General features: G+C 69.2%; 17 protein-coding genes and 1 pseudogene. 11 read left to right on the top strand and 7 right to left on the bottom strand.

Features of this window, described 5'->3' with window-relative positions:
- Nucleotides 1-5: 5 nt before the first annotated feature.
- Together ACIQMR_RS14435 and ACIQMR_RS14440 are read left to right on the top strand one after the other, a co-directional pair.
- A complete protein-coding gene (locus tag ACIQMR_RS14435) occupies nt 6-2,546 on the top strand; it encodes an amino acid adenylation domain-containing protein (RefSeq protein WP_401385850.1) in 2,541 nt (846 codons plus the stop codon).
- The gene (locus tag ACIQMR_RS14440; protein ID WP_401385853.1) at nt 2,539-3,702 is read left to right on the top strand and encodes a pyridoxal-phosphate dependent enzyme; all 1,164 of its coding nucleotides are present in this window, start codon (nt 2,539-2,541) and stop codon (nt 3,700-3,702) included. Before ACIQMR_RS14435 ends, ACIQMR_RS14440 begins: the two co-directional genes overlap by 8 nt.
- 464 nt (nt 3,703-4,166) lie before the next feature.
- On the opposite strand, the pseudogene ACIQMR_RS14445 reads toward ACIQMR_RS14440, so the two are convergent.
- The 6 genes and pseudogenes from ACIQMR_RS14445 to ACIQMR_RS14470 form a co-directional block, all read right to left on the bottom strand.
- Nucleotides 4,167-4,457, bottom strand: a pseudogene (locus ACIQMR_RS14445) (hypothetical protein); the annotation flags it as partial.
- A complete protein-coding gene (locus ACIQMR_RS14450) occupies nt 4,388-5,902 on the bottom strand; it encodes a transglycosylase domain-containing protein (protein WP_401386867.1) in 1,515 nt (504 codons plus the stop codon). The gene ACIQMR_RS14450 and the pseudogene ACIQMR_RS14445, both read right to left, overlap by 70 nt.
- Before the next feature lie 389 nt (nt 5,903-6,291).
- On the bottom strand, nt 6,292-7,488 hold the full coding sequence (locus ACIQMR_RS14455) for a hypothetical protein (RefSeq protein WP_401385855.1): 1,197 nt from the start codon (nt 7,486-7,488) through the stop codon (nt 6,292-6,294).
- Nucleotides 7,485-8,045, bottom strand: a complete 561-nt coding sequence (locus ACIQMR_RS14460; RefSeq protein WP_401385858.1) for a SigE family RNA polymerase sigma factor — start codon at nt 8,043-8,045, stop codon at nt 7,485-7,487. Before ACIQMR_RS14460 ends, ACIQMR_RS14455 begins: the two co-directional genes overlap by 4 nt.
- An 85-nt stretch (nt 8,046-8,130) precedes the next feature.
- A complete protein-coding gene (locus tag ACIQMR_RS14465) occupies nt 8,131-8,721 on the bottom strand; it encodes a hypothetical protein (protein ID WP_401385859.1) in 591 nt (196 codons plus the stop codon).
- A gap of 334 nt (nt 8,722-9,055) precedes the next feature.
- Nucleotides 9,056-9,601, bottom strand: a complete 546-nt coding sequence (locus tag ACIQMR_RS14470) for a prolyl-tRNA synthetase associated domain-containing protein (protein WP_401385862.1) — start codon at nt 9,599-9,601, stop codon at nt 9,056-9,058.
- 611 nt (nt 9,602-10,212) lie between these two features.
- Here ACIQMR_RS14470 and ACIQMR_RS14475 point away from each other — a divergent pair.
- Nucleotides 10,213-11,067: a maleylpyruvate isomerase family mycothiol-dependent enzyme gene (locus ACIQMR_RS14475; RefSeq protein WP_401385865.1), complete on the top strand. Its 855-nt coding sequence runs from the start codon at nt 10,213-10,215 to the stop codon at nt 11,065-11,067.
- Here the strand turns inward: ACIQMR_RS14475 and ACIQMR_RS14480 are convergent.
- Nucleotides 11,043-12,149: a substrate-binding domain-containing protein gene (locus ACIQMR_RS14480; protein WP_401385868.1), complete on the bottom strand. Its 1,107-nt coding sequence runs from the start codon at nt 12,147-12,149 to the stop codon at nt 11,043-11,045. The genes ACIQMR_RS14475 and ACIQMR_RS14480 overlap by 25 nt on opposite strands.
- Before the next feature lie 319 nt (nt 12,150-12,468).
- Here ACIQMR_RS14480 and ACIQMR_RS14485 point away from each other — a divergent pair, with 319 nt between their 5' ends.
- The 8 genes from ACIQMR_RS14485 (at nt 12,469) to ACIQMR_RS14520 (ending at nt 20,899) form a co-directional block, all read left to right on the top strand.
- Nucleotides 12,469-13,503: an ABC transporter permease gene (locus ACIQMR_RS14485; protein ID WP_401385871.1), complete on the top strand. Its 1,035-nt coding sequence runs from the start codon at nt 12,469-12,471 to the stop codon at nt 13,501-13,503.
- On the top strand, nt 13,503-14,408 hold the full coding sequence (locus ACIQMR_RS14490) for a carbohydrate ABC transporter permease (protein WP_401385874.1): 906 nt from the start codon (nt 13,503-13,505) through the stop codon (nt 14,406-14,408). Before ACIQMR_RS14485 ends, ACIQMR_RS14490 begins: the two co-directional genes overlap by 1 nt.
- 124 nt (nt 14,409-14,532) lie before the next feature.
- A complete protein-coding gene (locus tag ACIQMR_RS14495; RefSeq protein ID WP_401385877.1) occupies nt 14,533-16,209 on the top strand; it encodes an extracellular solute-binding protein in 1,677 nt (558 codons plus the stop codon).
- A gap of 169 nt (nt 16,210-16,378) precedes the next feature.
- Nucleotides 16,379-17,404, top strand: a complete 1,026-nt coding sequence (locus tag ACIQMR_RS14500; protein ID WP_401385879.1) for a hydroxyacid dehydrogenase — start codon at nt 16,379-16,381, stop codon at nt 17,402-17,404.
- A gap of 81 nt (nt 17,405-17,485) precedes the next feature.
- Nucleotides 17,486-17,665 (top strand): hypothetical protein, encoded by a 180-nt coding sequence (locus ACIQMR_RS14505; protein WP_401385882.1) that lies wholly within the window; start codon nt 17,486-17,488, stop codon nt 17,663-17,665.
- 73 nt (nt 17,666-17,738) lie between these two features.
- Entirely contained in the window at nt 17,739-18,212 is a 474-nt protein-coding gene (locus tag ACIQMR_RS14510) for a heparin lyase I family protein (RefSeq protein WP_401385885.1), read from the top strand.
- Between the two features lie 335 nt (nt 18,213-18,547).
- Complete coding sequence (gene ngcE / locus ACIQMR_RS14515) at nt 18,548-19,972, top strand: N-acetylglucosamine/diacetylchitobiose ABC transporter substrate-binding protein (RefSeq protein ID WP_401385888.1); 1,425 nt, start codon at nt 18,548-18,550, stop codon at nt 19,970-19,972.
- A 12-nt stretch (nt 19,973-19,984) separates the two neighbouring features.
- Nucleotides 19,985-20,899: a carbohydrate ABC transporter permease gene (locus tag ACIQMR_RS14520; RefSeq protein ID WP_401385891.1), complete on the top strand. Its 915-nt coding sequence runs from the start codon at nt 19,985-19,987 to the stop codon at nt 20,897-20,899.
- Nucleotides 20,900-20,915 lie beyond the last annotated feature (16 nt).

Below are 20,915 nucleotides of genomic sequence, written 5' to 3' on the forward strand. Positions count from 1 at the left end.
TGAACATGGAACAGAACAAGACCGGGCACGAGTTCTGGCGCGGTGTGCTCGCCGCCGGCGGACTCACGCCGATCCCGCGGTGGACCCTCGATCCGGTGCCGGGCATCGCCGAACACGACGCGACGATCTCCGACGGCGACGTGGCGGCGCTGCGGCGACTGGCCGGCGAGCTGACGGTGCCGTTGTCCTCGGTGCTCCTCGCCGCGCACACCAAGGTTCTCGCCACGCTGTCCGGCGAACGCGACGTCGTGACCGGTTACGTCACCGGGAGCGGCTCGCCGCTGCCCTGCCGGCTGACGACCGCGGCCGACTCGTGGCGGGCCCTGCTGCTGGACACACGTCGCTCCGAGGCGGAACTGCGCTCGCACCGGGACTTCCCCCTCGACGACCTCAGGCGCGAACTGGGCCTGACCGAGCCGTCCTTCGAGACCGTCTTCGACCCCACGGGCGGCGACGGTGAGCTCGCCGAGGACACCGTGCTGCGGGTGGGGGTCTTCCAACACGGCGGCCGGCTCGGCCTGCGGCTGCGGTACCGGACCGATGTCATCGACTCGGCCTGCGCCGCAAGGATCGCGGGCTACCACCTCACCGCGCTCGCGCTGATCACCGCCGATCCGGACGCCGAGCACGGGCGGTGCAGCCTGCTCTCGGCCGAGGAGCTCCGGTTCCAGCTCGAAGGGCTGTCCGGGCCACGCCGACAGCTGCCGGACCGCCGGGTCCACGAGCTGTTCGAAGAGCGGGTGCGCAAGCACCCGGACGCCGTCGCTGCCGTGTTCGGCGACCGGCAGTGGACCTACCGGGAGCTCAACACCCGCGCCAACCGGCTGGGCCGGGCCCTGCTGGCGCGAGGGCTGCGCCGCGAAGACGTCGTCGCGGTGGTGACGGAGCGGAACCTGGACTGGATGGCCTCCGTCCTCGCGATCTTCAAGGCCGGTGGCGTGTATCTGCCCATCGAGCCGCACTTCCCCACCGACCGCATCACGGCCGCACTCTCCCGGGCCGAGTGCGGGTTCGTCCTCACCGAACGTGGCAGCACCGCCACGCTCGACCAGGCCCTGGGCACACTGCCCGGAGTCCGGACGCTCTTCGTCGAGACGGCCTGGGAGGAGAACCACGCCGACGGTGATCTCGGCATCCGGGTCTCGCCGGACCAGCTCGCCTACATCCTGTTCACCTCCGGCTCCACCGGGGAACCCAAGGGGGCGATGTGCGAGCACGCGGGCATGCTCAACCACATCTACGCCAAGCTCGACGACCTGGAAGTCGCCGAGGGCGAGGTGATCCCCCAGACCGGACCCCAGTGCTTCGACATCTCGGTGTGGCAGCTGCTCGCCGCGCTCCTCGTCGGCGGCCGGACCCTGCTGGTCGACCAGGAGGCGATCCTGGACGTCGAGCGGTTCGTGGACACGATCGTCGACGGCCGGGCCGCCGTGCTCCAGGTCGTGCCGTCCTACCTCGACGTCTTCCTGTCCTTCCTGGAGCAGAACCCCCGTGAACTGCCGGACCTGCACACCGTGTCGCCCACCGGCGACTTCCTGAAGAAGGAGCTGGTGCAGCGCTGGTTCGCCACCCAGCCCAAGATCAAGATGGTCAACACCTACGGGCTGACCGAGACCTCGGACGACGTCGTCCACGAGGTCATGGACCGGGTACCGGACCGGGACCAGGTCCCGCTCGGCCGCCCCATCGGCAATGCGCGCGTCTACGTCGTCGACGAGCACCTGTCACCGGTGCCGCTGGGCGCCCCCGGTGTGATCGTCTTCGCCGGTGTCTGCGTCGGCCGCGGGTACGTCAACGACCCCGAGCGGACCAGTCAGGTCTTCATGGCCGATCCGCACCGCAAGGGTGAGCCTCCCCCGCCCGGGACATCCCCCCGGACGGAGTCCGGACAAGGCCCAGAAGGGAGGATCTGCCGCAGCGGCGACTACGGCCGCTGGCAGCCGGAGGGCAAGCTCGAGTTCCTCGGCCGCCGGGACAACCAGGTCAAGATACGGGGCTTCCGGATCGAGATCGGCGAGATAGAGAACGCGCTCCTGCGCATCGACGGCGTCCGCGACGGCGCCGCGGTGGTCGCCGAAGGGGACGGTGGGAGCAAGCGCCTGGTGGCCTTCTACTCCGGCCGGCGCCCGCTGCCGGCCAAAGTCCTGCGGGACCGGCTGGGCCAGTCGCTGCCCGAGTACATGGTCCCCTCGGCCTTCCACTGGGACAAGAGCCTGCCCCTGACCCCCAACGGAAAGATCGACAGGCGGACGCTGACGGCACGCGCCGGCGAACTCGGCACCGTGAAGGACGATCACCACGCGCCGAGCACGCCGACCGAGGAGCGTCTGGCGGCCGCCTGGGCGAAGGTGCTCGGCGTCCCGCCGGACCGGATCGGCCCGCGCGACCACTTCTTCGACAGGGGCGGCACGTCACTGTCGGCGGTGAAGCTGGCGGTCGCCCTTGACCGCGCGGTGTCCCTCAAGGACGTCACCCGCCACCCCGTCCTCGCCGATCTGGCCGCCCTGGTCGACGGCAGGCACACGAGCGAGGTGCGCCATGGGTAGCGTGACCAGGTCGCTCGACCGGTCGGGTTGTGAGTGGCTGCAGTACGACTACCGGTCCGCGCTGATGACACCGGACCGGCCGGGATCGTTCAGCATGTGGCGATACCGCAAGCTGCTGCCGGTAGCCGGTGGCCCGGTGCGGTATCCGCTGCCGATCGGTGGCACGCCGCTGCTGCCGGCCCCGGCGCTCAGAAAGACGCTGGGCGTACCGCGCCTGTGGATCAAGGACGAGACGCGCAACCCGACCGCGTCCAACAAGGACCGCGCCACCGCACTCGTGATCGAAGACGGGCTGCGACGCGGGATGGACACGATCACGACCGCCTCCACCGGAAACGCCGCTGTGGCCACGGCCTTCGGCGCCGCGGCAGCGGGGATGCGAGCCGTCATCTTCGTGTCCGCCGACTGCCGGCCGGAGAAGCTCGCGCTCATGGCCCAGGCCGGTGCATGGGTCTTCCAGGTACGCGACGGCTACGCGGCCGCAGTCGACCTCTCCCGCGCGGCCGCCCGCTCCTTCGGATGGCTCGACCGCAACACGGGCGCCAACCCGCTCACCATCGAAGCGAAGAAGACCGTCGCGTTCGAGGTCTGGGAACAGCTCGGCCGCCGACTCCCGGACCTCATGGTCCTCCCCGTCGGCGACGGCCCCACGCTGGTGGCGCTCGACAAGGGCTTCGCCGAACTCGTCAGCTGCGGCCTCACCACCCGCAAACCGCGCCTGATCGGCATACAGGCGGAGCGCTGCCAGCCCCTGGTGCGGGCCTGGCAGGACACACCCGCCAGGCCGGCGGAACTGGACCCCGCCGCCACCGTCGCCGACGGCATCGCGGTGCTGCGGCCCGCCATCGGTGAAGCCGCACTCGCCGTGACACGCCAAAGCGGCGGAGCAATGATGGCCGTCACCGACACGGCCCTGCTCAGCGCGGTGTCCACACTCGCCGACACAGCAGGCGTGAACGCCGAACCCGCCGGCGCCGCAGCCCTGGCAGGGCTGAACAGCGCCATCGAACACGGCCTTGCAGACCCATCGGAAAGCGTGGTCCTGCTGGTCACCGGCCGGGAGACGAAGGCGAGCGGAGAACCGGCCGAACGGGGGCGGGTGGCGGTCGTCGACAAGCTCGACGAAGTCGAGCAGACCCTGGCAGGCGGCCGTTGACGACGCCCCGGACCCATGCCGGCCCCGCGATACCGACTCCTCCGCCACTCCGCTACCGCCCCGCCACGCTGCCCGGCGTCCAGTTCACTCCCGACGCGCACGCAGAGGTCCAGGGCGGCAACATCCACACCTGCCGCCACCACGTCACCCGGCCGAGCGTGACCGCCTGCGCGGGAAGGTGCGGGAGCGTCAGGGGCACGAGGCGGAGCCGACAGCCGGGGTCATCCACGCGCAGCCGATCAGGCCGCCGCGTCCGTGCCCTCCGCCTCACGCGGCCACGACGGCGGCTAGCCGATCAACGGCAGGAAGCGGCACATCGTGACCGACTGCCTGGGCTGCTGCTCCTCGTGGCCGTGACCGCCGCGAACGTGGACGACCGCGAAGCGGCCACCGTCCTACTGACCCGGCCGCGAAAGCTGCTCCGGGACATCCGCCCGGTCCCGGCGGACGGCCGCCACACCGCCAAGGACCTGGCGAGAGCGTCCACACGGAGGAACGATCCCCCGGTCGCGGTCGCCCACGACGGCGGCGACGGCGACGGCGACGGCGACGGCGACGGCGACGGCGACGGCGACGGCGACGGCGACGGCGACGGCGACGATCGTGTCCCACTCCTGAGCGCCCTGGGCGGCTGCCGCGCCGAACCAGCTCGAGGCGCAGGGGCCGCCGGTGAAGTGGTAGGCGTTCACCGCGGTGACGACCCGGCAGACGGTCCTTCGCCGGGCCAGACAGCGCTCGCGGTCTCGGCGGCGGATTCCGCTGCGGTCTGGTTGCCGGTGAGTCCGATGAGCGAGGTCGGCCTGGCGGGCTTCTTGCCGATGGCGGGGTGTTCGGCGAAGAGGGCGACGGTCAGCGTGAGGTGGGGTCCGTAGGTGGTGGACCAGGCGGTGCGGTTGGCGGCTCCGCCGGTGTGGTGCGTCGGCAGGCCGGCGGAGGTGCTGTTGAGCTTGCGGGTGACGGTTTCGGCGGCCGTGGCGGTCATGGCGTGTTGGATGTCCGGTCGTCCGGTGTGGAGGGTGCGGCCGCCGCGGGTGATCTTCGCGGTGGTGTAGGGGGTGGCGTGGCGGCCGTGGCCGGCCACGGTGGCATAGGCGGCGGCCATCTGGATGGTGGTGGGGGCTGCGGTGTGCTGGAGCTGGTCCAGCGGTGGTGCCAGTCGGACACCGGTCAAAGGGCTCAGGGCGGTGCCCGCTTCGATGGCGCCGTTGAGGGCGTCGTTGAAGGGCTGCTGGGCGTAGTCGGCGCCGCCGTAGAGCAGGCGGATCGCGCCGTCGCCGGGAATCACCGCGACGATCGCGGTGTGCAGCCGGGCCTCGGGGTCGGCCTCTTGGGTGCGGGCGGCGGCGGACTGAGCCCGCACTGCCTCCGCGGCCGCGTCCTGGAGGGTGAGGTCGAAAGTGGTGTGCACCGTGTAGCCGCCGCGGGCGAGTTCGTCCTGGCTGATGCCGAGCTTTGCTGCGGCTTCGGCAGCGGCGGCGTCGATGAGGTACTGACGCTGGCCCTCCGTCTGCCCCGGTGGGAAGAAGCGGAACGCGGGAAACACAGCCTGGGCTCGCTGTCGCGCGGTGATGGCACCACCAGCCGTCATGCCCTCCAGCACCCAGGCCCAGCGGCGCTGCAGGACAGCGGTGACTTTCGGGTCGGATCCGGCCTTCTCGTAGTACGACGGCAGGTTGATGACGGCCGCCAGTGCGGCACCCTGGGAGAGGGTCAGGGCCTCGGCGTTGACGCCGAAGTAGTTGCGGGCGGCGGCCTCGATGCCGGCCGCGCCGCGGCCGAAGTACACGGTGTTCAGATACCCCTGGAGAATCTCCTCCTTGGAGCGGGTACGGTCCAGCTTGACGGCGATCACTGCCTCTTCGGCCTTGCGGGACAGCGACTGTTCCGGGGTCAGCAGGGCGTTCTTGACGTACTGCTGGGTGATGGTGGAGCCGCCCTGCCTGGTACCTCCGGTGATCGCGGCGAGCACGGCACGCCCGATCGAGGTCGGCGCGATCCCGGAGTCGGTGCGAAAGGACCGGTTCTCCGCGGCGATGACGGCCTCCTGCACATGCCGCGGCACACGGGACAGAGGCACGTCCTGCCGGTCCACCGGGCCGCGCCGCCCGAGGTGGTTACCGCGGACATCCACGAACACGGTGCTCTGCACCACCGCTTCGGGGTGCGCGGGAGGGATGTCCACCAGGGTGTACACCCCCATCGCCACGCCGCACAGGGCGAGAACCAGGAGCAGGGCCGAGGTGGCGAGTCTGCGCAGCCACCGCCTTGGGCGGTGAGGACGCGGGGCGTGGCGGGCACCGCGCCGTCGCCCTGGCCGCTGCGTTACGAGGCGGAGGAAGCGGGAGGGCAGGCTGTGGGACGGCGCTGCGGTCCGGCCGGCGGAGTTGTCTGGCAAGGCAGGGGAATTCCGGTGTTCGGGCGCCTTCGGCAATGAGCTTCGTGCGCCCACGCATCAACAACAGCGGCACGGCGGCCTCTTGATGCGTGGGCGCACGGTCATCAGCCCTGTCCGGGGCGCGGGTCGGGTGTGAGGAGATGCCGAGGTGCTGCGGCCGGCGGCAGGATCAGCAGAAGCCGTAGCCACCGCACTCAGCAGCGATGGGTGACGTCACCCCCGTCCTTCTGCAAGCAGTTGGCGAGGACGGTGCCGTCGGCGGCGTATCCGGTGTGCCATTTGTCCGGCCCGGGCTTGCCGCCGAAGGTTGAGGGGCCGTTGACATAGAAGGCGGCCCAGCCGGGGTTGCCGGCCAGCGTGACCACCTTCGCGTTCAGCGTCACACCGTTGACCTCCACGGTCACCTTGGCGAGCTTGTGCGGGCCGCGGTAGACGCCGATGTACAGGTTCCCGGTCGGCTTGGCGGATGTCATGGCATACATCAAGGGGAGGGTGGGATCCTTGAGGAGCTTCGCGGAGGCTAGCGAGAACGGCCGTCCTTTCCTCTCTGCTTCCTGCCAGACCAGAGAGCCGTCTGCGGTCACCCAGAAGCTGTTGCCCCGCCCGGCATCGATCCGCTCCTCTGCACGTACCACCCGCACCCCGGCGGGCTGTGGCGAGTCCGGCTCGGCCGGTGAGGCAGTGACCGTCGGCTCGGCCGGTGCCGGGGCGCCGAAACCGCTTGTCTCATGACCACGAGCGAGGACGGTGCCATCGGCGGCGTAGCCGGTGAACCACTTCTCCAGCGGGGGCTTGCCGAAGGTTGAAGGACCGTTGACATAGAAGGCGGCCCAGCCGGGGTTGCCGGACAGCGTGACCACCGTCGCGTTCAGCGTCACACCGTTGACCTCCACAGTGACCTTGGCGAGCTTGCCCTTGCCGCGGTAGACGCCGACATACAGGTTTCCGCCCGGCTCGGAGTGGGTGGGGCCGAACATCAAAGGAAGGGTGGGATCCTTCAGGTCCTTGGCGGAAGCTACCGGGTACGGCTTGTCCTCCTTCTGTCCCTTCGGGGTGAAACCCGGGGTGTGCAGGACCACAGAGCCGTCGGCAGTCACCCAGAAGCTGTTGCCCAGCCCGGTATCGATCCGCTCCTCTGCACGCACCACCCGCACCCCGCCGGAGTGCGAGGAGGCCGGCTCGGTCGGAGTGGTTGCCGTGGCGGTGAGCTGCGCGACGGTGACGAGGGTGCACGACACGACGGCAGCGGCCAACCCCGCGGTGCGGGCGGCGTTGCGGCGGCGGCGGATCGCCCCGCCGCGCCGGATAACCGCCACTGTAGGGACGGGCGCGGTGGGGGCGGACTCGGCCGACGTGCGCAGCGCCTGCCTGAGGTTGTCTTCGAAGGTCATCGAAGGGCACCTTCCTTAGCTGTGGGGAGTGTGGGTGGGTTCTCGGTGCCGCTGATGGGGGCGGCCAGTGCGGCGAGGGAGGGGTCCTGGCGGAGGTTGGCCAGGCCCCGCGTGACCTGGCTGCGGACCGTGGCCGCCCGGGTTCCCAGGGCCGCGGCGGCCTGAGTGTCGGTCAGGTCCTCGAAGTAGCGCAGCACCACGGCCGCGCGCTGCCGGGCAGGCAGCCGGGCCAAGGCGTCCACGAGCACGTCGCGCTCTTCCACCCGGCTGGTGTGGTCGGCCACCGCGGTATCCGGCAAGCGCGTGGTGAACCACTCGCGCACCCTGCGCCGACGGAACCGGTCCGCATTGCTGTGAATCATGATCCGCCATACGTAGGCGTCCACGTCGTCGCTGCGCCGCACCTGGTCCCACTTCACATAGGCGCGGGCCAGCGTGCCCTGGACGAGTTCCTCGGCGTCATGGTGATTGCCGGTGAGCAGATGCGCGGTGCGCAGCAACCGCGACCACCGGCCGACCATGAAACCGCGGAAGTCCTCGTCGATATCACTTCTCAAAAGAGGCGTCCTTGCAGAAAACGGGGCAGGCCGTTGCCCGCCAGTCAGCGGGCAATGGGAGGACCTGGGCCGGCAGCCCGGTCCCTCACTCCGGCACGGGCTGCGTGGTGTGGGCGAGAACGGTGCCGTCGGCGGCATGACCGGTGAGGGTGATGACCGCCGGACCCCTCGCTGCCTCGCCGGGACGGGTAGATGCGTCGACGTAGAAGGCGGCCCAACCGGGGTTGCCGGCCAGGGTGACCACCTTCGCGTTCAGCGTCGCGCCGCCGGCCTGCACGGTGGCCCTGGCGAGCTGGCCCGGGCCACGGTAGAAGCCGACGTACAGCGTCCCGGCCGCCTCGGCGAGGCTGACGGCATCAATCGTGGTGTCCGGCACATCGGTGCCGAGCACCGACTTCGGCTGCGCGAAACGGCCCTCGGTATCGCCGGGGACATCCGCGACCAGCCGGCCGTCCGCGGTCAGCCAGATCGTGGTGCCCCGCCCGGTGTCGATCCGCTCACCCGCTTCCACCAACCGCACGGCAGCCATGGACCAGACCGCGATCGCGGTCGGCTCCGCCACTGCATGGGAGCCGCCGCCGGCAGCGAACACCACACCGCCGCCCGACACCGCCACAACAGCGACCGCGGCAACAACGGTGCGGCCGGAGAGGCGCTCCTTGCGCCTGTGTGTCATCGCATCTCCTCACGTCCTCAGAGCCACCAGCAGCCCGCCCACGGCAGCCCAGGACGACTGACTGACCCATTCGCCCCTCAGACAGCGTTCGGCGACCAAAACGCTGCTCCATAACTGCAAGATCTTTTTGCCGATCGCCTCAGCACTTCGTGTCGTGGCAAATCCGCCGGCGGACAGCGCACGCCGGCCACTCCTAGCCATCTGCGGGCTGGGACGCCAGAGGAACGGCTCTCGCCAGGCTGGGGTGCGGGACGGCCACGGCTGTACTGCCGCCCGCGATGACGGGTACCAGGGCCACTCCCGCGCACGCCCAGGCAATCGCCAGGACGGACGATCAGGCGCTCGGTGACACAGCGTCGTTGCTGTCATGTCCCAGCGTTCGGAAGTCGAGCAGCATGGGCTCGTGACCGCAGTCGCGGAGGAAGGCGATGAGGCCCTGGGGCGATACGGCGGTCGTGGCGTCGTTGCGCAGCGGATGGAAGTGCAGGGGCGTACGGGTCAGCAGGCCGCGGTCGAGGACGACGCTGATGCTGCCCGGAGCGGCGTTCATCAGGGCGAAGGGAGTCACCGCCCCTGGCGTGACACCCAGTACGTCGGTGAGGGTCTCCGGCTTCCCGAAGGACAGCCTGGCGCCCCCTACCGCCTTCCCGAGGGCTTTCAGGTCAACCTGCGTGTTCTCCTCGACCACGGCCAGAAACAGCCGCCGTTTCCTGTCCTTGAGGAAGAGGTTCTTGGCGTGCCCTCCGGCATCGCCGACTCCGTGCAGAGCCCGGGCCTGCTCGACGGTGAAGACCGGTTCGTGATGCTCGGTGGCCCAGGGAATGCCGAGCGCGTCCAGCCGCGCGACGAGCGCAGCCTCGGCCTCTTCCGGGTCACGCATCACGCGCCCCCACCCACCCCGAACGAAAGCACACGCATGCCTCTTTCTACCTCCGTGAACTCACAGACAACGCCAACACCCCGACACTCCACCACACTCAACCGAGCTCACGAGACCAGCACCCCGCTGGAGTCCCCGAAGCCGCTGCGAGCACCGCACCGCCGTACTGCGTCCCGCAACGGCGGGCACCGCGGGACCCCTCCGACACACTCCACACCGGCGCAGGCCAGAACCGAGCCTGGACTGCGGCGCGATGGCCCCCGTGGCTTGAGGTTCCATGGGCCCGGCGGGTCTTCTCCCCTGCGGCCCGAGCCGCGGCCGCCGGTGAAGGTGGCTGCAGCGTAACGGCGCGGGCGTCCGCCGCCTGAGAACACCCAAGCATAATCCGTAATGCGGAATCCTTCATCCACATCGCGGCATCCAAGTTAGCCACGTCTCGACGATCGAGACAACGCGCAGCGACATAGATCACTTACCCAACTCACGGGTCCGGTGCATTGATTGACGACGCGGAAGCGCGGCGCTTACAGTCGAGCGGCTTTTCGCCATACGAACAGCTCCTTCCGCATTGCGGACACATCTCAGGGGAGGCCATGCAGGACCTCGGAGTCTTGAGCCAGATCGCAGCGTCCACGGACCGGTTCGCCGCCACCGTCGCCTCACTCACTGAGGCCCAGGTAGCGGAAGCAACACTTGTCCCGCCCTGGACCCGCGGCCACGTCATCACGCATGTGGCGCGCGCCGCGGACAGCCTCTGCCGACTGCTGACCTGGGCCCGCACCGGAGTGGAGACGCCGCAGTACGCGAGCATGGAAGCCCGGGCCGCCGAGATCGAGGCCGGGGCCCGACGGCCGGTCGACGACCTGACCACCGACGTTCTCGACTCCGCCGCCCGCTTCGCGGAAGCCGTGCGTGCCGTGCCCTCAACCGCCTGGCACACCGAGGTCCGGATGCGCACCGGCGAGCTCCGCACACCCGCGACCCTGGTTCCGACCCGGCTGCGCGAACTGGAGCTCCACCACGCCGACTTGGACTCCGGATACGGCTTCACCGACATACCGGCCGACGCCACACGATGGATCATCGACGACATCGTCGAGGCACTCGCCCGGCGCGGGGATACCCCGCCCCTGCGCCTGGAGACAACCGACACCGGCCTCGTCCACGCGCTGGGGACCGGCGGCACCACGGTCAGAGGACGGCAGGCCGACCTCCTCGGCTGGCTCAGCGGCCGGTCCTCGGCACCGGACTCACCGCTCACGGGGCCGACGCAGTTCCCCCGGCGCCCTTCTGGATCTGACGGAATCCCAGCCACCGCCCGGGCCTCCCGGTCCAACACCGGGATCCACAGATCGGACCCACTCCACGGCAAACCCCCCACCTCGGACCGCCTCAGGTCCCAACACCTCGCTTCACGGGGCGTTGGAGCACCGGCGGTCGGTCACGCCGGCGCATGGCCGCGGTGATCGCCAGATCCACCGCGCCAACCGCTGGTCGAGGCACGGATGTTGAGCTGCGGCGGGACGAGGATGTGCTGCGGGATGTGCGCGGCACCCTCCCTGATGCGTTGCACGAGCCGACCTACCGCGATCCGCCCGACGGTGTGGCGTGGTGGGGCGACGGCAGTGAGCGGGATGTCGGCGAGCGTGGCCAGGCTGTCGTCGTAGGCGACCACGGCCAGTTCGTCGGGCAGCGTCCAGCCTCGTGCCCGGGCACGCTGGACCAGCATGATCGCCTGTACGTCGGGGTGGGCGACCACCGCCGTGACGCCCGTGCGGGCGACGTCGTCCAGGAAGCGCTCGACCTGGGCGTCGGCCTCGGCGTCGTCCCGTGGATGGACGGTGATGTTGCGCGGTGTGTCACGGGGCAGGTCGTAGTGGTCGGTGGCGAGGTCGAAAGCCCGGGCGATCCAGTGACTGGTGGTCGACGGGCGGGCCAGGAGCGCGATCCGGCGATGTCCGCCGTCGACGAGGTGGCGCAGGGCCTGAAGCGCGCCGTGTTCGTGGTGGGAGCTGACGTAGTCGAAGGAATCGACGACTGCGCTCGCTTCCTGGCGACGTTCCACGATCACGACGGCGGTGTCGAGTGCGGCGAGCCAGCCGAGAGTGGGGCGGGCTTCTTCGAGCGAGCAACTGGGGGTGAGGAGCAGGCCGTCGAGCCGGTCGTCCAGCATCCGCCTGACGAGGGCACCGTCCTCACCGTCGTTGTAGTTCGAGAAGCCGATCCTCAACTGCGCGTGCAGGGACTCCGCAGCGACGCGTGCCCCGTGGACCAGCTGATGGAAGTAGGTGGATGGCGAGGGCACGACCATTCCCAGGGAGAGCGGGCGACCGCGCCCGGGTGCGGCCCCTGGTCCACCGGCCGCCGGCAGGGCCGCCAGGACGGCCCCACCGTGGACGCGGTTGACGATTCCCGCCTCGGCGAGTGCATTGATGTCGCGGCGCACGGACATCTGCGACACACGGAGCTCCGCGGCGATCTCCGTTACGCGTACGGCGCCTTCGCGGCGAACGGCGCGCAGGATCGCCTCTTGGCGTGCGGTGAACACAAGGCATCGGCCTCCCAGCGGTGCGTGATCGCACACCTTATGCCCAACGTGTACCGGCGAACGAGGCCCATGGAGCGCGGACAGGGGCAGCCAACTGCTTGCGGGCTGGTGAATCCCCATGCGCTGCGGGGTCAAAGCCGCCAGCGCGTGCGGTTCTGTGCGAGTGGTCGAGCACCCATTGACCGTCCGTGTCCGGGTCGTCGAACATCTCGGTCCGGAGCCGGAACGCTCAGTTCGAACAGAAGTCGCGCTGTCCTGGGGGCGGGATCGCGCCATGCGGGTCCCTCGCCGAGCGGGTCCGGACACAGGAGGGACCTCGATGAACACGGTGAGCGGCGGGGCGCTGGTGGACGAGTCCACCAGCGCCGCGAGGCAGACCCCCGCGGCAGAACCTGGCCTCGTACCGGCGAAGCCGGAACGGACCGGGGCTGCGGTGCGCCGCCCGGGAAGCGAGGGGTTGCTGTCCCGGATACGCAGGGACAGGGCACTGCTGCTGCTCATGGTGCCGGGGGTGCTGTACTTCCTCGTGTTCCAGTACGGAGCCCTGTTCGGGAACGTGATCGCGTTCAAGGACTACAAGCCGTACCTGGGCGTCGGCGCGAGTCCATGGGTGGGTACCGGCAACTTCCAGGCACTCTTCGGGGAGCCGGCCTTCTGGCATGCCGCGCTGAACACCGTCCTGCTGGCACTGCTGCAGATCGTCTTCTACTTCCCGGTTCCGCTCGCGCTGGCCCTGCTGCTGCACAGCGTCATCCGGGGCAGGACGCGGAGGTTCGTGCAGTCGGTGGTCTATCTGCCGCACTTCATCTCCTGGGTCATCGTCATCGCCCTCTTCCAGCAGGTGCTGGGCGCGGACGGCGTCGTCAACGGGCTGTTCGGCGGCTCCGGCGACCACCTGGTCGATGTCATCGGCAACCCGGACGCGTTCAAGCCGCTCATGGTCCTCGAACTCATCTGGAAGGAGTGCGGCTGGGGCACAATCATCTTCCTCGCCGCGCTGCACCAGATCGACGAGAACCAGTACGAGGCCGCCGCCATCGACGGAGCCGGCCCATGGCGCCGGTTCTGGCACGTGACGCTGCCGTCGCTGCGCGCGGTGATCTTCCTGCTGCTGATCCTGCGCCTCGGCGACATCCTCTCCGTCGGCTTCGAGCAGATCCTGCTCCAGCGCGACGCTTTCGGCCCGGACGTGGCCGAGGTCATCGACACCTACGTCTACTACCACGGCGTGCGCGACCAGAACTGGGGCGTGGCCGCCGCCGCCGGACTGTTCAAGGGCGCGATCGGTGCCGTCCTGGTCTTCACCGCGAACAAAGTCGCCCACCGCATGGGCGAGCAGGGGGTGTACCGCTGATGAGCGACGTCCGTACGGAGCGCCCGGCCTGGCTGGAGAAGCCCAAGCCCCTGACCCAGGGAGCCAAGGGGCTCGCTCTGGCGGCCACCGTCCTCGCCGTGGTGATCCCGCTGTGGGTGGTGATCGCGACCAGCTTCGCCCCGGACGCACAGGTCAGCGCCAACGGCGGCTATGCGCTGTGGCCGCGGGAATGGACCCTGCACGCCTACGACCTCGTCTTCTCCGGCGGCCAGATCACCCGGGCCCTGGTCGTCTCGGCCCTGGTCACCCTCGTCGGGACGCTGCTGAGCCTGGTGTGCACGATCACCCTGGCCTACGCCCTGGCGCGGCCCGGCGTGGTCGGCGGCAGGCCGGTCATGATCGGGATCCTGTTCACCTTCCTCTTCCCGGCCGGCATGATCCCCAGCTTCCTGGTGGTCAACTCCTTGGGCCTGCGCAACACCTACACCGCGCTCTTCCTGCCCGTACTGGTCTCAGCGTTCAACCTGGTCGTGATGCGCGGCTTCTTCCAGGGCATCCCGGCCGAGCTGTTCGAGTCGGCCAAACTGGACGGTGCGGGCGAACTTCGGATCCTGTGCACGATCGTGCTGCCGCTGTCCAAGGCCGTCATCGCCGTGGTCGGCCTGTTCTACGCGGTCGGCTACTGGAACGACTTCTTCCGCGCCCTGCTCTATCTGGACGACCAGTCGATGTGGCCGGTGCAGACCTGGATGCGCACCTACGTCGTACAGGCCCAGAACCAGCTCGTCCAGGTCGGCGGCGCCACCGGTGAGCAGGTCGACTTCGCCCCGCAGACGGTCAACATGGCCGTCGTCGTCCTGGCCACCGTGCCCATCCTCGTCGTCTATCCCTTTGTCCAGCGCTATTTCACCAAGGGCGTCCTGACCGGCGCGGTCAAGAGCTGAGCCCCTCCCTCGCCGGCCTTCTCTCTTCGGCCCTTCTCTCCCCGACACTCTCGATTGGCTCCGCCCACCCGGGCTTCCGCCTGCCTCGCTGCTTCGCGCTTCTCACCGAAGGAACCGATCCGCCATGAGCGTCTCGCGCAGAACCGTCCTGCAGACGATGGGCATTTCCACCGCACTGGCCACCACCGGCTTCTCACTCGCCGGGTGCTCCACCTCGACCGCTACGAGTGACACCGGCAACGCCGGCAAGGACCTGGCCCCCTGGCCGACCTACGTCCCCCACCCGAACGCCCCGAAGCCGGACCTGGCACCGACCGACAAGGGCGTCCAGCCCGGCTTCACCTCCTACCCCAAGGAGCTGGCCAAGGCCGTCGCGGAGAAGCCGGGTGACGGATCGAAGGTGACGGTGTGGACCATCACCTGGGGCGCCCCACCGAAGCCGAAGGCCAAGCACAAGCTGTGGCAGGCGATCGAAGCGGCTCTCGGCGTGGATCTCGACCTGCAGGTCATCCCCGCCCTTGAGGCTCCGCAGAAGTACGCGACACTGGTGGCCGGCGGGGAACTCCCTGACATCATCGCGGTCTCGGCCAACCTGCCCGACGTCGCCGAGATGGTCGCCGCCAGATGCCAGGACCTGACCGAGTTCCTCTCCGGCGACGCGGTCAAGCGGTATCCGAACCTGGCCGCCATCCCCGCCTACGCCTGGAAGGCTTCCGGCCGGATCGGCGGACGGCTCTACCGGATCCCGGTCGAACGGCCGCGCGTCGGCCACAGCCTCTACGTCAACAAGGAGCGCTTCGAGCGGGCCGGGATCTGGATGCCGGAGGTCGGAGCCCTCGGTGCTGACCAGCTCACGGAGGGCCTTCGGCAGATCGGCCGTACACACCGCAACAAGTACCCGGTGGGCGCGGGCGGTGCCGGCAGCTTCAACTTCAACTCGGTCGTTCCCGCCTTCGGCGCGGCCAACAAGTGGCGACTCCAGGACGGCCAGTTCCTCACGAACCTCGAAGATGACCAGATGAAGGCGGGCGTCGAGTACCTCGCCACGTGGCAGAAGTCCGGCGTCCACCGCCCCGACCCGCTGTCCCATGACGCCGCTTTGGGATCCGACTTCATGTCCGGTATCACTGCCGCGACCGGCAACTCCAACGCCTCCTTCAGCGGGTGGGCCACCGGGATCAAGGACGGCTTCACACTGGAGACGCTCCGCCCGTTCAAGCCCGCCAACGGGGCCGAACCCGGTCACTGGCTGACGCCCGGAGCCGACTACCAGACGGCACTGAAGAAGGCGCCCAAGGAGCGCATCGAACTCCTGCTCCGGGTCCTCGACTTCCTCGCCGCGCCGTTCGGCACCGAGGAGTACGAGCTCATCAATTACGGGGTCGAGGGAACCCACTTCGAGCGCGGCGACGACGGCAGCCCCGTACAGAACGAGCTCGCCCTCAACGGCGACAACAAGGACACCCTGGGCGTCGGGTTCCTGGCCTGCCCTCAGCAGGTGCTCTTCCTGCCCGCATCAGTACCGGGCGGTGCAGAAACGGTCAGAAGACGCCATGCCTTCCAGAGCGAGATCGTCCAGGTCGGCGTCGCCGACCCGTCAGTGGGCCTGCTCTCCAGCACCTGGAGCGCCAAGCTCAACGAGCTGGAACTCTTCGTGGGCGACTCCGTCAAGGCGATCATCATGGGACGCAAGTCGCTCTCCGACTGGGAGCCCATGGTCAAGCAATGGAAGGCCAAGGGCGGGGACAAGGCGGCCGAGGAGTACGCCAAGGAGTACGAGGCCGCCGCCACGGCTTCCTGACTGCCCTGATCCGGGACTGATCCGACGACCTCCGGTGGGGCTCCTCCCTTCCTCCCCCCTGATGAGAGGAGCCCCACCGGAACTCCGCCCAGCCCGAGGCACGCCGGCGACCCGGAGCCTCGGCACGCCGACGTGGGCCACATCCAGACAGACGAAGGGTACGACCTCCATGAACGCACCACGGCGCCCCAGAACCCTCATCGCCATGTACCCCGAGCTCCGCGACCTCCTCCTCGACCCGGCGGCGATCGCACGGCTGGCGGGTACGGCTTCGGTGGACATCGACCGTGTCGTGACCGACTTGGAGGACACCGAGGACCCGGCCCTGGGCGCCGCACTGCACGCCACGGAGGTCCTGCTCACCTGCTGGGGATGTCCGCCACTCACCGAGACGGCGCTGGCACGCATGCCCAACCTCAAGGCGGTGGTGCACGCCGCCGGCTCCGTCAAGCAGCTGATCAGCGAGACCGGCTGGGCACGCGGCCTGATCGTGTCGGCGGCCGCCGAGGCCAACGCCGAGCCCGTCGCCGAGTACACCCTGGCCGCGATCCTCATGGCGAACAAGCGCGTCCTGCCCATCGCCGACGCGTACCGCCGGCGGCGCGGGCCCCTGCCCCTCAACGCCCTGTTGGCCGACGCCGGGAACTACCGGCGCACGGTGGGCATCGTCGGAGCCTCCAAGGTCGGACGGCGCGTGATCGAGCTCCTGCGCCCGTTCGACCTGCACGTGCTGCTCTTCGACCCGTACGTGGACAGGACCGCAGCCTCGGCGCTCGGTGTGGAGCGCGTGGATCTCGAAGAACTGGCCCGGCGCAGCGACGTCGTGAGCATCCACGCGCCCGAGACTCCGGAGACACAGCACCAGTTCGACGCCCACCGCCTCGCCCTGCTGCGCGACGGCGCCACTCTGATCAACACCGCCCGAGGATCCCTCGTCGACACCGAAGCCCTCACCCGGGAATTGGTCGCCGGACGCATCCACGGGGTCATCGACGTCACGGACCCGGAAGTGCTGCCGGCCGACTCCCCGCTGTACGACCTGCCCAACGTCCTGCTCACTCCCCACATGGCCGGTTCCCTGGGCGGCGAGCTGTACCGCCTGGGCGAAGCGGCTCTTGACGAACTCGAGCGCTACGCCAGGGGCTTGCCCATGCTGCACCTGGTCGAGCCCGCGCTGCTCGCCCGCTCGGCCTGACCCTCCCCGGCAATCCCCACCCATCGAACGGGCGGGCCCGCTGTCGGCGGCGGGCCCGCCTCCCCCACCAAGGAGGACACCATGCAACGACGCACAGTCCGACGCAGGCTTCTGCTCCCCGCACTCGCCCTCGCCCTGAACCTCGTCATGGCCAATCCCGCCGAAGCCGCCGTCATCTGGAACGGAGATCCCGACAACAGTGCCGTGACAGCTGCCTTCGGTGCCGTCCTGTGCGACGAGGGAAACTACATCTACCCCTGACTGGAGCGACGGCCGAGGCAAGATCTGGGGTCTCGTCAACAAGGCGGGCAATGCCCGGTGCGAGGCGCACAACGTGCGGGTCGGCGGCTCCGAGTACCAGTTCACCGGCACCCAGTCCCACCCGTACTGGTTCGGCTGGGAGTCCATGACCACGGAGAACCCCTCTGTCGTCCTCCAGTGGAAGTCCGAGGGCACCGGCGAGCAGCACCAGCAGAACTACCCGGTGATCCTGCAGGTCGGCGGCGGCCTGCTGCACATCTGGTACATCTCGCCGGGCGAGGTCTGGAACAAGGTCGGCACAGCCCCCTTCTCAGCCAGGGCATGGCACAAGGTCGAACTGGGCATCTTCGCCCGCCCCGACACCACAGGATGGTTCCAGGTCTACGTGGACGGCCAACTGGTCGCCGACGCCCGCAACGCCCGCACATGGGACGACCGCGGCAACAAGCCCCGCTGGGGCGTCTATGACAGCAAGATCGCCACCGCAGATCAGACCCACTGGATCAACGGTCTGAAGCTCGGCACTTCGCGCGCCGATGTCGACTGAGCCCTCGACAGCCCGCACATCAGCGGCCGGTGTAGCCTCCGGCGATCCGAAGAGCCCCGCATCTCGAGTACTTCGAGGGCAATCGCTACGGCTACGACGTGCACGAGGTCAGATCGCGCCGCTGGACCACCCACATGCGAGTCATCGGCGCCACCGCGACCGACATCCCTCGTGACCACGCTCACCAACTTCCATGTGTACCGCAGAAAGGCCTGGCTCCTGCGAGGACCCCCGCGACCAGCAACTCGCCGGCCCAGTACCGCAGGGGCTGACCTCACCCGCCGCCCACACCGACACCCGGCAGCGCACGTCCCGCTCGTATCCGAGGAGCACGAATGACACGCACCGACAGGCCCGCCGGCCCCGCCTCCCGGCGGCAGTTGCTCGGCTGGGCGGCCACGGCCGCCGCCCTACCCTCGTCCGGTGTCCTCACCGGCTGCGCGTTCGGCGGTAGCGACGACAGCCCGAAGGCCGAGAGAGGAGCCAAGACCGCGAATAACCCCTTCGGCGTCGGCCAGAACACCAGCCTCGAAGTGGTGGTCTTCAAGGGCGGCTACGGGGACGCGTACGCCAAGGAAGGCCATGGGCCGCTCTTCGAGCAGGCGTTCCCTGGTGTCAACACCGAGATCACGTCCGCGCAGAGGATCGCCACGACCATCCAGCCGCGCTTCGTGGGCGGCAACCCGCCGGACGTGGTCGACAACGAAGGCGAGGCCATGGACGTGGGCGCCCTGGTCCAGGACGGCCAGCTCTCCGACCTCACCCCGCTGCTCGACGCGCCGACGGTCGACGACCCGGGCAGGAAGGTCCGGGACATCCTGCTCCCGGGCACGGTCGAGTCGGGCACCGTCGACGGCACGTTGTATCAACTGCCCTACCTCAACACTCTGTACGGCCTGTGGTACGACGCCGCGATGTTCGAGGCGAAGGGGTGGCAGCCGCCCATCACCTGGGACGATTTCGTCGATCTCAGCAAGGAGATCAAGTCCGCGGGTATCGATCCGTTCGGCCTCGCAGGCAAGAACGCGGTGTACTACATCACCAACGTCATCCTCACCTCGATGATCAAGCTGGGCGGCGACACCGTCCGCAAGGACATCGACAACCTCTCACCCGGCGCATGGCGTGCCCCGGCGGTCGAGGAAGCCACGCATCGCTGGCACGAGTACGCGGCCACGTACATCGACAGGAACTACATGGGCCAGGAGCACACCGTGGCCCAACTGCGCCAGGTCCTGGGCAAGCTGGCGTTCTACCCGTGCGGCTCGTGGCTCGAGAACGAGATGAAGAAGGACACGCCGAAGGACTTCCGCTTCGCGGTCACCGCAGTGCCGAGCCTGACCGCCAAGGACAAGCTCAAGGCGGACGCGTACCAGGTCAGCCCTAGCGAGCCGTTCGCGGTGCCGGCCAAGGCGAAGAACCCGGCGGCCGGCATGGAGTACATCCGGCAGATGCTCTCCAGGAAAGGGGTCCAGGGGTTCATCGAGCGGACCGGCGGATCGGTCTCCGTGGTCGACGCGACCGAGGGCATGGACCTTCCGCCGGGCGCCCGCAGCGCGGCCGACGCGCTGGGGTCGGCCTCGACGCTGATCGCTCCCTTCAACTATCCCAAGTGGTACAAGGAGCTGGACACGGAGATCAACACGGCCGTCGGTGAGCTGGTCGCGGGCCGGGCCAGGCCCAAGGAGTTCATGGACCGGCTCCAGGGGGCGGCCGACAGGGTCAAGAAGGACCCCTCGGTCAAGAAGTTCCGGGCCTGAGGGGCCGGGCGCATGCGGCAAGGAAGTCTCCGCTTCGCGTACGGGTTTCTCGCGGCCCCCGCCCTGCTGTACGCGGTCTTCGTGATCGGGCCCTACCTGCAGGCGTTCTACATCGCCCTCACCGACTGGCGGGGCGTGTCGTCACGGGCGGAGTTCGTCGGGCTCGACAACTTCGCCCGGATCCTGGACGACGAGGTGTTCTGGCAGGCGATCCGCAACCACGGAGTGATCCTGCTCGTCGTTCCCGCGCTCACGATCGGGATCGCGCTCGCCTTCGCGTTCCTGCTCAACGTCGCGGGCGGACGCGGGCGTTCGGGTGCGGTGCGGGGCCTGGCGGGGGCCGGTTTCTACCGGGTCGTGTTCTTCTTCCCGCAGGTGTTGTCCATCGTCGTGACAGCTGTGCTGTTCCAGTCCATGTACCGCCCCGACGAGGCCGGCGGCTTCAACTCTGTCCTCGGCCGACTCGGTATCTCACCGGTGGGCTTCCTCACCGATCCGTCGTTCGCGCTCTGGTCGCTGATGGCGGTGATGATCTGGTCAGGCGTCGGGTTCTACCTGGTGCTGTTCCAGGCCGGTATGGCGGCGATCCCCACCGAGTTGTACGAGGCGGCGGCACTCGAGGGCGCCGGACGGAAGCGCACGTTCGTCAGCATCACGCTGCCGCTGCTGCGCAACACCCTGCAGCTGGCATGGGTGTACATGGGGATCGGTGCCCTCGACGCGTTCGCACTCATCCAGGTACTCGCGATGGAGCACGGCGGCCCGGACCACGCCACGACCGTCGTCGGCCTGCAGGTCTGGGAGCGGGCCTTCGAGCACTACCAGTTCGGCCAGGCCTCGGCCCTGGGCGTGGTCCTGTTCTTCGTCGTCATGACCTTCGCCGCCGTGACGATGCGGGTCACGCGGCGTGAAGCGATCGAGTACTGACGTTCCCAGGGAGACC

Origin of the sequence: Streptomyces sp. NPDC091376 (assembly GCF_044757085.1) — a bacterium.
Lineage (GTDB): Bacteria > Actinomycetota > Actinomycetes > Streptomycetales > Streptomycetaceae > Streptomyces > Streptomyces pratisoli.